At 61.9% G+C, this 13,775-nt stretch carries 11 protein-coding genes; 2 read left to right on the plus strand and 9 right to left on the minus strand.

The features are described 5' to 3' along the window. The first annotated feature begins 91 nt into the window (after positions 1–91). Positions 92–835, plus strand: a complete 744-nt coding sequence (locus NZK35_RS33735; protein ID WP_259636932.1) for an SOS response-associated peptidase — start codon at positions 92–94, stop codon at positions 833–835. Between the two features lie 96 nt (positions 836–931). On the opposite strand, the gene NZK35_RS33740 is transcribed toward NZK35_RS33735, so the two are convergent. The 9 genes from NZK35_RS33740 to NZK35_RS33780 all read right to left on the minus strand — a co-directional run bounded on the left by NZK35_RS33740 (position 932) and on the right by NZK35_RS33780 (position 12,355). After that, a complete protein-coding gene (locus tag NZK35_RS33740; RefSeq protein WP_145391480.1) occupies positions 932–1,504 on the minus strand; it encodes a sigma-70 family RNA polymerase sigma factor in 573 nt (190 codons plus the stop codon). A gap of 50 nt (positions 1,505–1,554) precedes the next feature. Beyond that, complete coding sequence (locus NZK35_RS33745; protein WP_259636933.1) at positions 1,555–2,415, minus strand: ATP-grasp domain-containing protein; 861 nt, start codon at positions 2,413–2,415, stop codon at positions 1,555–1,557. Between the two features lie 12 nt (positions 2,416–2,427). Beyond that, positions 2,428–3,210, minus strand: a complete 783-nt coding sequence (locus NZK35_RS33750) for a hypothetical protein (protein WP_259636934.1) — start codon at positions 3,208–3,210, stop codon at positions 2,428–2,430. 208 nt (positions 3,211–3,418) lie between these two features. Then, entirely contained in the window at positions 3,419–4,036 is a 618-nt protein-coding gene (locus NZK35_RS33755; RefSeq protein ID WP_259636935.1) for a hypothetical protein, read from the minus strand. Positions 4,037–4,497: 461 nt separating this feature from the next. Beyond that, positions 4,498–5,133, minus strand: coding sequence for a PDZ domain-containing protein (locus NZK35_RS33760; RefSeq protein ID WP_259636936.1), 636 nt, complete (start codon positions 5,131–5,133; stop codon positions 4,498–4,500). 310 nt (positions 5,134–5,443) lie between these two features. After that, a complete protein-coding gene (locus tag NZK35_RS33765) occupies positions 5,444–6,040 on the minus strand; it encodes a hypothetical protein (protein ID WP_259636937.1) in 597 nt (198 codons plus the stop codon). 226 nt (positions 6,041–6,266) lie between these two features. Further along, positions 6,267–10,043, minus strand: a complete 3,777-nt coding sequence (locus NZK35_RS33770; RefSeq protein ID WP_259636938.1) for a protein kinase domain-containing protein — start codon at positions 10,041–10,043, stop codon at positions 6,267–6,269. A 246-nt stretch (positions 10,044–10,289) separates the two neighbouring features. Continuing rightward, entirely contained in the window at positions 10,290–11,285 is a 996-nt protein-coding gene (locus tag NZK35_RS33775; RefSeq protein ID WP_259636939.1) for a hypothetical protein, read from the minus strand. Beyond that, positions 11,282–12,355, minus strand: a complete 1,074-nt coding sequence (locus tag NZK35_RS33780) for a vWA domain-containing protein (RefSeq protein WP_259636940.1) — start codon at positions 12,353–12,355, stop codon at positions 11,282–11,284. The genes NZK35_RS33775 and NZK35_RS33780 overlap by 4 nt, the downstream gene beginning before the upstream one ends. 176 nt (positions 12,356–12,531) lie before the next feature. Between NZK35_RS33780 and metK the strand changes: the two genes are divergently transcribed. Continuing rightward, positions 12,532–13,716, plus strand: coding sequence for a methionine adenosyltransferase (gene metK, locus NZK35_RS33785; protein ID WP_095737435.1), 1,185 nt, complete (start codon positions 12,532–12,534; stop codon positions 13,714–13,716). The last annotated feature ends 59 nt before the right edge of the window (positions 13,717–13,775 follow it).

Consider the following 13,775-nt stretch of genomic DNA (forward strand, 5'->3'; position numbering starts at 1 on the left):
ACACCAACACTTATGCCCGCGCCATTTGAGTCAGGCACCCTTCGTTTAAAAGTTGTCAAAGCACTCGCTTCCTTTTAAGAGTTGCCCAATCGTGTGTGGTCGCATCAATCTTCGCACTCCCGCGGCCGCTTGGACGCAAGAGTTTTTGCCGCTGTGGTCGCAAGACGAGATCGGCGTCAAGGCCGCCGAGTATGAAAGCACGGCGCGGTACAACATCGCGCCGACCCAGCAGGTGTCCTGCATCCGGGCCGCCGCCGATGGCCCACGTCGCGAGTGGGTGATGCTGCGTTGGGGTCTGGTCCCGTCATGGGCCGACGATTTGGCGATCGGCAATCGGATGATCAACGCCCGTAGCGAGACGGTGCACGAAAAGCCGTCGTTCAAGAAAGCGTTTGCCTGTCGACGCTGTCTGATCCCCGCCGACGGTTACTACGAGTGGATGAAGACGGCTGATGGCAAACAGCCTTACCTGATCGAGCCCGTCGATGGCGGCGTGCTGGCGTTGGCCGGTCTCTGGGAACGCAACCGCAAGATTCATGGTGACGACCAGCCGATCGAAACGTTTACCATTTTGACCACGGCCGCCAACGAGACGACACGGTCGATTCATGATCGGATGCCTGTGGTCCTGGATACCGACGGGCAAGCAGCATGGCTGGAACCGGATCTCGACGATCCGAGTTCGCTGCGCGCGTTGCTGCGACCGGCGCCTGCGAATCTGCTGACCGCCTTTCCTGTGTCAAAGATCGTCAACAGTCCCCGCAACGACGTGCCGGAGTGCGTCGAGCGAATCGAATTGCCGGAAGGGTCATCGCAGCAGCAGGATTTATTCTAGCCTTTAGGCGTTCCCACTCGCTGCGGAGCAGCGACACCGGGCGGCTAAAGCCTGCACACCAACACGTAGGCCCGCGCCAGCGGTGGGTATGGCGTTCTATTCCTCACGCAGTTGCTGATACAACTTCGCGCGGGCCAGTCTCCAATCGCGTTCGACGGTCCCCTCGCTGACGCCCAAGACTTCGGCGGTTTCGGGAATCGACAATCCCGAGAAGAACCGCAACTCGACGACTTCGCGCTGCCGCGGCGAGTCTTTTTCGAGCACTTCCAGAGACGCTTCCAAGTCTTCGAATCGGCAGCCGTTGCTGTTTTCAAAATTTTCCAGCACGACGTCCAGCGAACCGCGTTGATATTCCCCGCCACGTTTGGTGGTGTTGCGTCGTCGCGCGTGGTCGATCAAGATCTGACGCATCGCGCGGTTGGCGGCGGCGAAGAAATAGCGCCGGTCGGTCGCGTTGCCGATCGCATCGGAATCGAGCAACCGAATGCAGGCTTCGTTGACCAGCGCCGTGGCCTGCAGCGTGTGGTCGCTCCGCTCGCGACGCATCAGCGCCGAAGCCATCTGTCGAAGTTCGCTTTGGAGTTGTTCGAACAGTTGTTCTTTGACGGAATCGTTGCCGCGTCCGAGTTCACGCAGCATCATCGAGACGTCGTTGGGGGGCTGATTCATTCCTGCCGACCTTGCAAATAGCGGTGAAAGCCAATCGGCAGTGTACTCTTTCAGACCAAAAACTCCAAAATTGCGTCGGCAAGTTTGTTTTCGCAGGCGTCGTCGAATGCCACGAACATCGGGAACGAGTTGATTTCCAAGAACACCGGATCGTGAAATCCGTCTCGGCAGCGGAAGTCCAACGCGCAGTAATCGAAACCGATTTGTTCGACCAATTGATCGATCGCCGGGGCGAGTTCCACCGGGACATCGATCGCGTGGACGACCACGTTGTCGTCGGTTCGGTAATCAATTTCGGTCGTTTGCAGGTGAAACGCGTGCAGGTTTCCGCCGATCGAGAAGACCCGCACGTTTTCACCGTCGAGTCGCTCTTGGACGAATTGCGGCGCGAGCCCGGGGAGCCGCGAGGGGTCAGCGATGACATCGCCGGCGATGAAGGCGTGGTCGCCGCCGGCGAGCGGTTTGATGATTTTGGATTCGGGATCGGGAATCGTTTCCAGTGGCGAGAGGTCACCCAGGACGGTGGTTTGTGGAATCACAAACCCACAGTCGCGGGCGCGGACCAAATTGCGTGACTTGTTGTTTCCATCGCCGACGGTGCTTCGGTTGAGCAATCGAATGTTTGGCCAAGCCAATGCAAACGATTCGGCGACGTCGTAGGCGGCGTGATTGGCGACCGCGTCGGAATCAAACACGTTGAAACGCAGGAACATCGCTGCAGGCCGCACCGGCACGTCGCCGAAATCAATTTCGGGCGTTTGGAAATCCCAGGCGATCTGGCGAGCTCTCGGGCGGTCGGTGTCCCAGAAAAAATAATCGACGCCGCGCAGGTGGGCTTGGTCGACGATGCGTTGGGTGTTGGGGTCGGATTCACCGCCGACGATCACCAGGTCTGTGTTGCGCGCGTTCATTTTAGGGACCACTTACCAACGGCGAAAGTTTTTCCACGGCCGAGGGATGTTTTGGAAGGGACTTGAGGGAACCTTGAATTGCGGCTTCTTGATCGAGCCTTCTTCGCCCCAGGCCAGTGTGGTGGCATTCGGCGTGCGGTTGGATTCTTCACCCACCACATGGGTCGTCACCTGAGACTCTTCGCCGGAGCGGTTGGTCGTGATGGGGTTGGGCGTCGGTTGGCCTTCTTCACCCACGGCCAACGTCGTCGCACGCCGTCCGTCTTCACCCAGTCCGTAGGACAGCGTCGTCGGCGGCTGGATCGACTCTTCGCCGACTGCATAGGTTGTCGGCCGAGGGGTCGGCGGCTTGGTCGACTCTTCACCGACGGCCTTGGTGGTGATCTGAGGCGCCGGTGGCTTGGACGATTCTTCGCCGACCGCGTAGGTGGTGATTTGATTGGCCGGTGGCTGGGACGATTCCTCGCCGACGGCCTTGGTGGTGATTCGGGGTGTCGGTGGCTTGGACGTTTCTTCGCCGACCGCAAGGGTAGTCGCTTGCTGATTCGGCGGGCGAGTTTGTGGCGGCAGGCCGGGTGGGTTGCCTTCTTCACCGAGTGCAAAGGTGGTCAGGCGTCCTGAGCCACCGGACTGTGCCGACGCAGTGGTTTCGTCGAGCACCTTGTAGGCGGCTGCGGAAGACAGACCGGCGACGACCAGTCGACGCAGAAAATCGCGACGGGGAACTTGATCGTGCAGGGCTTGCTCGACGATCACGTCCACGGCCGGATGGGGGTTCGGATTGGGGGCAGACATGGGATCGTCCTTAGGAATTGAGTTTGGTGTGGGGGTCGCAGAGTGGGGTCGCAGGGGATGGAGCACTTTGTTGGAGTGCATTCGTCCGGAGTCGTGTGGGTGCCGAAAGATCGTCTGAAGCCGAAAGCCGTTGATTGAAGCTTAGCTGACAAAGAAACCCCGCACCGAGATCGGTGCGAGGCCGGGAGAAATGATTTCGGCGATTGTTTCACCAGCCGCGTCGGACGCTACGGCTGCGGAAGACCGTCGCTCGTGGTGTCGAGTTTTGGTAGACCGACGCCGTCGTTCCGCTGCTGTAGTTGCCGCCGGTGTAGCTGGGCGTGTTGGTCGGGTAAACGGGGTAGCCCGGATTGGAGGATTGGCGATTGTCGATCGCTTCGGACGACGAACTGCCGTAGGTGCCCCAGGTTCGGGTGACGGCATTGGAGCGGGCGTCGGCCCAGTTGCCGTTGGCGACGGCGTTGCTGTTGCTGCGGGCAAATCCGCCGACGGTGCGAGCGTAGGAATTGGAGTGTGAGCGGGCACCCCAGCCGTTGGCCGACGAGTTGCCGTTGCTGATCGCGACACCGCCGTGAGAAACGGCGCGGCTGTTGCCGCTGGCGAAACCGCCGTTGACTCCGCTGCCGGTCATCGTCGATCGGGCGTAGCCGCCGCCGCTGGCGACCGCCGAGGAATTCAGGCGGGTGTTGCCTCGTCCGTAGGCACTCGAGATGGCGGTGCCGCCGGTCGAGTAGCTGGACGCGGAGACTTGGGCGTGGGCGTTGCCGGTGAATGCAGCGGTGGCGAGGATGGCGACAACGGCGAAGGTGGTTGCGAAGCGTTTCATGGGTCTGTTCCTAGTGGACAAGAGGGTCAACGAGCTGGGTAAAGTTTGTGGCGGCCAGTGTTTTCGGCCTTCACCAGACACCTGCGTCGCGACCCGTCAAACCCCTGAACGATTTTCGAAAACTTTTCTCCTTCCCCTTGTTCCCAGGCTCCCGTCTGGGAACAGGGCAAAGTGGGGTAAGCATCCCGCTTGCCACCCTCGCCGGCCCCGCCGGCGCGTTCTGGAGGCGGAGCTCGGAACGACGTGAAAGCCGGATTGGATTGTGCCCACGGATGGCAGCGCGAACCCACGGATAAAAAGCAGCCGGGAATCCGTGGGGACGCCCAGACATCCCCCTGGTTCCCGCCTCCCGACCTCCATCGGCGCGTGGCGAGCGGCCACGCCGGTCTGGCGTTCCAAGGCGGAGCCTTGGAACGAGTTGAATGCCCCGCATGACGTTGACCGCCCGACGGGTCACCACCCTAGCGAGACTGACGGAGCACCGTTCGGACCTCGCGTTTGACCGCTTCGCCGAGCGTGCTCTGTCCCAGTTGTTGCTCGATTTCCGCCGCCGTGCCTCGAAATCGGATCGGGCCCTCGGCCATTTCCGGCAACGACATTTCGATCGCGATCTGGTCTCCGGCACGACTGACCGAAACGGCGCGACTGCCAGAACCGGAACTGATCGCCGAAGAGCTGACGCTGGTTCCGGTCGATCGATTGCCCGGCATCGGGGGGCCAAACATCCGCTCAGGGAACCGGTTTTCCATGGCCGCCGGGTGCAACACCTGCGCGCGGCCGCGGCGCAGCACCACGAGCGGAAACGCCGGGTCCGGCTGCTGGAGTGCATCGCCCGTGATGACGGCTCGCCCACCGGCTTCCAGGATGATGTCGCCGGCACGCAGTCCGGTGCCGGCCGCGGCCGACCCCGCGGCGACCGCCTCGACCAGCACCCCGCGTTTTTCACCCAGGATGGGCAGATGCAGACGCAACAATGTCGGCACGGGTTGGAGCGTCAGTTCCGGTTCCGGCTCGGTGGCCGCAGGTGGCGACTGGGCGAAGACGGCAAACGCGACGAGCAGGGTTGCGGCGCTGCCGCTGAAGAATCGAAGGGTCATGGGAACGGTCCTGAAAATGGAGTCGGGATTGGAAACGAAAGCGGGGGGATTTGTTTGGCGGCGAGTCGAAGTCACCCTCCCTCTGGGAGGGTCGCGGAGGAGTTTACGACGACGCGGGGAGGGTCTATATGGCTTGGGATCGCTCAGCGACATCCGTTCGACCCTCCCCTCGCTTCGCTCGACCCTCCCTGCCAGGGAGGGTGACGAAAGAACGATGCTGCCAGGGAGGGAGACGTCGTTGGCGGGACGCTGGCCAACGCAAAAAAGCCCCCGACCGTGGGTCGGAGGCTTGGTTGCGGTTGTGTTTCGATCAGCGGCCGAACATTCGAATTCCGCCGCCGCGGATGACTCGGGCGGGCATCGTCCGGGAACTGGTCGCGTTGGGTTGCCCTTGATAAACCTGACCTTGATAAACCTGACCACCCCACTGTCGCGTGTGGCTTTTGGAGTAGGCCTTGGTGTGTTGTCCGTAGCCGGTCGAATGGCTGCCGCCGTAGACTTGGCCGCCCGACGTGCCGGTGTGTCCGCCGCTGATCACGCGTCGGTTGCCGCCCTGGGTGACCACTCCGCCGTGGCTGACGTGGGCACCGCCGCGTCCGATATTCAGTTGAACGTTGTGGGCCGCCCCGGCTTGGCCGCCGCCGACACCGATCGAGTTGCTGATGGCGAGCCCATTGGGGCCGGCTCCGAGTGCGAACCCGTGACCGAAATCGACGCCGTTTTTCGAACTGCTGCGGGACTTGGCGATTTGGATCATGCCGTCGGCGTTGGCGCCGGCTCCGACACGTCCGCGGGCGATGTCGACCCAAGATCCAGCCGATTGGGCGGAAACTTCAGCCGGCGAAGCCGACAATGCGAGGGTGAACAGGGTGGCGGCAGCGATGGTGCAAAGGGTTTGACGTTTCATGGTTTTGCGGGGGTAGAGTGTGTTTTGAATCGGGTGAGTTGCCTGACACACGACCCTGCGGCAGTCGCGGTGAAACCCCTGAAACAAAACCTGAAAAAAGTCCGACCCCGGCGGTGTTCGCTGCGCTCGACCGCCGGCTAAGTGCTGGAATCCCTTTCGGGATACGAAGACAGTTGCATGACATTTAGCAATTGACGGACCACTGCGCGACTAAACAACGCTACGGCTACGGCGTGCTCTGGCACGAAAACTCGTCCAGCCACAGCGTCCCGTCCCCGCTGGCGACGATCTGGATTCGGACCGGGACGATGGTGCCGGCGGCAACGCGTCGGCCGTCGGCGGTTTGCGTCACGATCAACGGCGCCGCCACCCGGCGCCAGTCATAGCTGCCGGAATCAAACTCGATCAGTGTCTCGTCGGCGGGGCCTACGATTCGCATCGCACCGGCGGCCAGTCGTTCGGCTTTGGCCCAACAAGAGAGTCGGTAGCGCTGACCGGCAACGACGGAAAACGCTTGGCCGGTTCGGCCCGAGGGGTTGGTGACAGCGTCGGGGTCAGCCGCGGTCGCGGTGATCTTCAGCGAACGGTTTCCCGAGTGCGCGTCTGGGCTGACTGCGGCGGAAGACGCAAAACCCGGAGTGGTTTCCCACTTCGCGCCGGAAACGGAATTCCAGTAGCGGATCGAATCGAGTTCGAAGCCGCCATTGAGGATCGAGGCCGCGGTCGTTTGTCGGGGGTCGGCGGCGGGCATCACTTCGATCTTGGTCGCCCGGGGCAGCTTGGCGAGCGATTTGATCAACGTTTCCAGAGCGACGACTTGCGTTTCGTCGACGCGCGAGGTGCGTTTTCGTTGACTCAGTTCGGTCGTGATGGAGCGAACGGTGGAGAGTAGATCGCAGGCGGGTTCGACATCGATCGCGCGTCCGACGGCCGCCTCCGCGGCGACCAAGTCGCCGGACAACGCTGCGGTGCGGCAATGTCCCAGGGCGGCGGCAGCCTGATTTTCGCCGGTCAGTGCGGCCCGCTCGGCGACCAAAAACATCGCCGCTGCTTCGCTCCATCGCCCTTTGTTCTCCCAGCACTGCGCCAGGCCGAAGGACCCGAACGGATGATCGGGATCGGCATCGCAGACCGCCTGGAAATCGAACACCGCCGCTTCCATCGCTCGCTCGCTCAATAAGATCATGCCACGGATCGCTCGCGCGTCGAGGTTGTTCGGATCGATGGCCAGCGCCGATTCGATCGCCGCGAGCGCCTCGTCCTGGCGGGCTTGATTGAGTCGGACGCCGGCCAATGCGGTGAAGCCATCGACCAGGTTGAAACGAATTTGCGATTCGGGGCGAGCGAGTTGTTGTTGCAACCAGTCGCCGATCTGTGCCCGTCCCCGCAGGTCGTCGACGGCGACAAAACGCACGTCGGCAATTTCTCCCAGGGGATACGTATCGATGGCGGTTTGGATCCAAAGCCGCAGGGCTCGATCGACTTGCGACAGTTCGGCGAAGGCCTGGCCGGCCTGCCATCCGACCCAGGGGTGAAGGTCGTAAGACTGCATCGCACGCTGGGCGTCCTCGAGACTCCATTGCAACCGTTCGGTCGCGCGACGCTGACGTTCGGCCGGACTGTAACGTTCGTCGTCGGCGATCAGCTGGGCCTGCCAACGATACACGCTGGAACGATCGGCAAAGGCAAAGCAGCGCTGGGGCAACAACGTGATGCACTGACCGAAGGCGTGCAGCGCGGGTGCCAAGTCTTCCCATTGCAGATCGTCGGGATGCTCGACACCGCTCCGCTGGGCGATCAAATAGTGGACTTGCCCAAGGCCCAAATGGGTTCCGTAGTAATTCGGGCCCAGGGCGGCCGAGCGCCCGAACAGATCACGCGCGGTGAGCAGTGCGTCGTCACCTTGATAGCCGCGAAAGACCAATTCAAAGCTGGGGTCGATCGCGGCGATCATGCTGAGCACGGCCAGGGAGTGCGCATCGGCGCCGTTGCGTGTTTGTCCCAAATCCTTTCCTTGCAATCGCGCGCCTGTGCCCAGTCGCATGTTTGCGATCGATCGATACAAGCGGGTGGATTCGGACAGTCGAAACCGATCGATGCGGTCACTGACCACCAGCGCCGCTTTCGCTTCGGCTTTGCCGGCATTGGTCGTCAGCAATCGACCGGCGGCGCGCAGCAACGCGCTCGGGCCTCCGACGCGACCTTCGCCGGTCAGTCGGACACCGATCGATTTGACCAGCATGGCATCCATCAACATCAACTGCTGATAAACGTCCCATCGAAGGCGATCGATTTGTTCAGCCGAAAGGTCTTGATCGGGCAGCCCGGTCCACCAATCGGCGCGGTCCCAGATGCCCAGTCGTTTCAGGGCGGTGGTGCAGGCCAACAGGGCTTTGGTGTCTCGACTCAGGACGTTTTGTTGCTCGACGGTTTCGGCGAGGGTGTAAAAATCGACGAGCGCCTCGATGCGATTCGCTTTCTGTTCGATTCGATCGGCTTGTTCGATCAGTCGCGGTTCGGATCGCACACCCGGCAGGGTGTTCTTCAAGACGTCCAACGCGGAGGTGTATCGATCGCGCGACAGCTCGATCGCGGCCAGATTCTCCGCGGCGTCGGCGGTGGTTTGCAACTCCGCGAGCCGTTGTCGGTCTTTGGCTTCGAGTTCCAGACGCTTGCTCCGCCGTTCCTGTTCGGCTTGCAGTTTTCGAACGTTCGCCACATTCCACAGGATCGACCCGAGGACGCCGCCGATCGCCAACAGCAGAAACGTCGCGGCAAGGGTACTGGTGACGGTGCGGTGTCGTCGCATCCAGCGATTCACGCGAACCGAAACGGAATCCTTGTGAATCGATACCGCTTGATCGGCCATCCAGCGATTGACGTCGTCGGCGATGTGGTTCGGATCGGCGTAACGGTCGGTGGGGTCGGTGGCCATCGCTTTCAAACAGATCGACTCCAGCGGCGGCGCGATGTCGGCCGCGATTTGGCGTGGCCGGGTCAATGTTCCTGCGGCGATTTTTTTCAACAGCCGAGAGACGGAATCATCCTGATGTGGCGGGCGGCCGGTCAGGATTTGGTACAGGGTTGCGCCCAGCAAATAAACATCTGTCCGCGTGCCGATGGACTCCAGTTTTCCTTGGGCTTGTTCGGGGCTCATGTATTGCGGCGTGCCCACGGTGCCGCCGAGGCGTGTGGGCGTGGACCCGCTTCCCTGGGCAAACGCTCGGGCCAGGTCGGCCGTCATCGATTCGTCGACCGGTTCGTCCAGCAATTTGGCCAGCCCCCAATCGACGACCAGCGTTTCACCATAGGGGCCGACCATGATGTTGGACGGCTTGATGTCGCGATGCAGGACACGCTTGCTGTGGGCGTATTGAATCGTGTTGCACACATCGACGAATCGTGACAGCAGCTCACGCAGTTGCAGCCCTTTGGCGTCGGCGGAGTCGGAGGGTTGCGGCGGTCGATGGTAGCGATCGATGGTGTCTTTCATCGTGTCGCCTTCGATAAACCGCATCGCGTAATAATGTTGTCCATCCGGCCAGGTGCCCATCGCATAGACGGGCACGATGCCCGGGTGTTCCAGCCGACCGGTCACCTTGGCTTCTTGAACGAAACGCTGCCTTGCTTCCTCGTTGCCGGCCCAGCGCGGTTTGATTTGCTTGATCGCCACGTCGCGATCGAGTTGTCGGTCATGGGCCAACAGGACTTCGCCGAGTCCTCCCTGGCGATAGGCACGGAAGATTCGGAATCGATCCGTGTCGTCGTTGGTCGGCCCTTCGACAATCGGAGTCGCGGCATCATCACGGCCGTCGTTCGTAAAGAGATCGGACCGTAGAAACGCCCCGTCGCCGGCTTGCCGATCCGCTCGGATCAGCTCCATCACCGCGTCCCGCAGCGGCTCGTCATCACCGCATCGCTGATCGAGGAACGGGGCAAGCTGGTCCGCCGGCAGTTCGACGGCCTCCAGGAAAATCGTCTCGATCGTCTCACGGTCGGGCATGCCGGTTTGAATTCCTTGGATTCTTCTCGGGATCAGCCGTTTGGCGCCAGCCTGTGACGATCCATCATTCTGCCCCGAATTATTTTGCCATCGCTCCCCTGATTCCCACCGGCTTGACGGGGCATGGTGTCTCGGTGGAAAGGTAGGAAGATTTTGGAGGTAGGAAAATTGGCGAAATCAGTTGGCAGTGCTTTCCATGATCGTCTTACCTGTTTTCCGCAACGAATAGCAGTTGCAAGGCACCCCCTACGGCCCTGCGACGCTGGCCGCCAGATCCGGATGCCAGGTCGGTGCGGCCAGTTCCAGGGTCAGGTTCCATCGTTTCGCCGCATCCTTCCGTCCCGATTGACGGACCAGATTCAGCAAGGAGATCATCGGGGCGGTCCGCAGAGCCATCGGCAACGCTTCGATTTCACTTTCGATGCGGATCAGATTGGCGTCGATGGCGGGCGGCGGTTGGGTGCGATAGGTCAGCTGTTTGGCGAGTGATGCAATCCGTTTTCGCTTGCCCTGATCGGCTAAACGCGTCAACGCAGCTTCTGCCGCACCGCGATACTTGGGTGATCGTAGCAACCAGCTGGCCACGACCAGCTTGACCGCCAGCGAATCCGACGCGGCGTGTTGGGCGGCAATCTGGACGATGGACTCCTCGCCGCCGATCGTTCCGGTCCAATCGATCGGCAGGATCGCCAGTGTCGTCGTCGGCAGGGGGCGGGCGTCGAGTTGGCTGACCAGTTCCAATGCGATGTCGCCCCGTCCGCCGCGCATCGCTGCTTGGGCGGCCATCATCGAGAGCCATTGTTGCCGCCAGACGGGAGGCCGGCTGGAGGCGTCGTGATCGCTGATGCTGCGGACCAAGGCGGGCAGTGCGGCGCCGAAGTCTCCTTGACGGAACAACTCCAGCGCAGCGGCTTGATCGGGTGGAACTCGGGTCAGGTCGACCGCGACGACGCGGGCCGATGAAACACGCGTGATCACGCTTTGCCCGTCGAGTAGGATGGCCAGTTGCTCGGCGTCGTAGGTTTGGATCGTTCCACGCAGCGTGCTCATCGGTCGCGGGTACCAACGCTCTGATGAGCTCGATATCGTTTCCGTCGGCGGCGCCAATCGGACGCGATGCGGCGGTTCGGCCGTCGGCGGCGTTTGGGCTTCTGCCGTCGCGGATCCGGCGGCCGACAGCGTGACCAGGCAGGCCGCGATCAGGTGCGTCCACGTGGTGAGGCGGGGGCTGGCTGCGATCACGGCGCGGGTGCCTCGTCGGCGCCAGGTTCCGCGGCGGCCGGCTGCGCCGGATCGGACCGCAGCTGCCGCACGTCGACGTATTGGTACTGCCCGTGGTTCATGGCGGCCAGGTCTTTCAGGAAACTATCCGCTGCGGGGCCGCCGCGGCTGCCGAATTCGATGGCGTGAATCGTCGTCCCGCTTTGTTCGGCGCGGTCTTGCACCACCTTCAATTCCAACTGGGACAGTCGCGGGATGTGCGCGTCGGTGAGAAAGAATACGACGTCCGGCGAAAGTCGCAGGGCCATCAGCAAGGCGCCCTTGTGTTTGGTGCCGCCGAACGCTTGAATCGCTTCGACGTAACGTTGCGCCCGTTTCAAGTTGTTCGGCTCTCCGGAAACCATCGTCATCGGCATCCCGGACAGCTGAAACGGTTTGACGTTTTCGTTGTAGAAAATGATCTGGAACTGTTGCTGGGGGGACAGCGATTGCAGGCTGCGGATCAATTCTCGTTTGGCGCTTCGGAGCGGCAAGCCGCCGAAGCCGTTCATGCTGTCGCTGCGGTCAAAGACATAGACGAAACGCGTCCCGCTGCCGGAGACGCCGAACAGTTTTGCCGTTGCTTGTTGGCCGGACGGCGATCGGCTGGACGTGCCCGCTCCAGCGCCGAAGGCGTCACCGTCCAGCTTGACCTCGCCGGCAATCCCGCTGCCGCTTTGTGGGGCCGGGGTCGATTGCATCGCCGATAAGATGCCTTGCAGATCGATCGGCGGTGACAGATCGGCCGGTGGGGCCGCGGCGGCCGACGCACTGGAGGCGTCCGCGACGGCTTCTTGGACCGTTTCATTGGGGGCCGCGGTGACTTCATCGTAGCGGTCGCGATCGGGCAGCCGATGGACCACCGCGATCCCGATTTGGCGGTCATTTATCCCCTCGGAGCCCTTAGGGGCGGTGGAAGCCACCCACGCGATCAGGATCAGTAAAACCAAGTGCAGCACGAAAGAAAGCAGCAGCGGCGGTGTAGGATGAGGCGGGATTTCCGGCCCCAGCTTGGCAGGCGGCGAATCGTTTCGGGGCGGCGTTGCGTTCAAGCTGGTCCTGTATCCTGTGATCCGAGACAAATCCGCTGCCAGACTCGCCACCGGCGGTTCTCAGCAGGGCCTCTCCAAATTACGTTATTAGATCAAGATTGTAACGATTTCACGCCGGCGCCGACGTCTCCGAATTTCCGGACCGACGGTTAGACCGCCCTTATTGGAGTAAATCTGTGAGCCAAGCTCGTTTTTTGTTTACTAGCGAATCGGTCAGTATGGGCCACCCTGACAAGTTGGCCGATCGGATTTCCGATGCCATCCTGGACGCCCTGTTCACCGAGGACCCCAACAGTCGCGTTGCTTGCGAAACCATGGTGACCACCGGCGTTGCAATCATCGCCGGCGAAATTTCCACCAAGGCCAAGGTCAACTATGCCGACGTGGTTCGTCAAACGATCAATGAGGTCGGGTATACCGACGATCAAATGGGGATCTGCGGCGACACCTGTGCCGTGATGGTCTCGGTCGACACCCAAAGCCCCGATATCGCCCAGGGCGTTGATTCGGACGACGCCAGCGGAAAAGACGTCGGTGCCGGAGACCAGGGCCTGATGTTCGGCTATGCCTGCAAGGACACCCCGGAATTGATGCCGCTGCCGATCGCACTCTCGCACCGCATCATCAACCGCATCACCGAGGCTCGCTTCAACAAAGAAGTCAGCTGGTTGCGGCCGGATAACAAGGCCCAGGTGACGGTCGAGTACGAAGGGAATACGCCCGTCCGAGTCGATACCGTGGTCGTCAGCGCCCAGCACGATCCCGACGTCACCAACGACGAGATCCGCGAGTTCATCATCGAAAGTGTCATCAAGCCGTCGCTGCCCGAAGGCATGGACAAGGGTGACATCAAGTATCACATCAACCCGACCGGCAAATTCGTCGTCGGCGGCCCCCATGGCGACTGCGGCCTGACCGGACGCAAGATCATCGTCGATACCTACGGCGGCTGGGGACGTCACGGCGGCGGCGCGTTCAGCGGCAAGGATCCGACAAAGGTCGACCGCAGTGCCGCCTACATGGCTCGCTATGTCGCCAAGAACATCGTTGCAGCCGGACTGGCCGAACGCTGCGAAGTCCAACTGGCCTATGCGATCGGCGTGACCGAGCCCGTCAGCGTCCACGTCGACAGCGAGGGAACCGGAACCGTCCCCGACGAGCGACTGTGTGAACTGGTTCGGGAACATTTCCCGCTGACACCCTCCGGGATCATCGAGCACCTGAAATTGCGCCGTCCCGTGTTCAAAGTCACCACCGCAGGCGGTCACTTCGGACGCGAAGGCGACACGTTCACGTGGGAAAACACCGACAAGGCCGACGCATTGGCGGCGGCATCGAAGCTGGCCGCTGCGGCCAACTAGCTCGTGCGTCTACCGCGTAGGTCACGCTGTGCGTGACGCTGGCATGCATAGCATGCCCT

Source organism: Stieleria sedimenti, assembly GCF_025060895.1.
GTDB classification, from domain to species: Bacteria; Planctomycetota; Planctomycetia; order Pirellulales; family Pirellulaceae; genus Stieleria; species Stieleria sedimenti.

What these genes read in the sequence shown, in the direction of transcription:
- NZK35_RS33740 (WP_145391480.1), bottom strand. Translation starts at nt 1,504, where the DNA reads ATGAATCAGCCCCCCAACGACGTCTCGATGATGCTGCGTGAACTCGGA.
- NZK35_RS33745 (WP_259636933.1), bottom strand. Translation starts at nt 2,415, where the DNA reads ATGAACGCGCGCAACACAGACCTGGTGATCGTCGGCGGTGAATCCGAC.
- NZK35_RS33750 (WP_259636934.1), bottom strand. Translation starts at nt 3,210, where the DNA reads ATGTCTGCCCCCAATCCGAACCCCCATCCGGCCGTGGACGTGATCGTC.
- NZK35_RS33755 (WP_259636935.1), bottom strand. Translation starts at nt 4,036, where the DNA reads ATGAAACGCTTCGCAACCACCTTCGCCGTTGTCGCCATCCTCGCCACC.
- NZK35_RS33760 (WP_259636936.1), bottom strand. Translation starts at nt 5,133, where the DNA reads ATGACCCTTCGATTCTTCAGCGGCAGCGCCGCAACCCTGCTCGTCGCG.
- NZK35_RS33765 (WP_259636937.1), bottom strand. Translation starts at nt 6,040, where the DNA reads ATGAAACGTCAAACCCTTTGCACCATCGCTGCCGCCACCCTGTTCACC.
- NZK35_RS33770 (WP_259636938.1), bottom strand. Translation starts at nt 10,043, where the DNA reads ATGCCCGACCGTGAGACGATCGAGACGATTTTCCTGGAGGCCGTCGAA.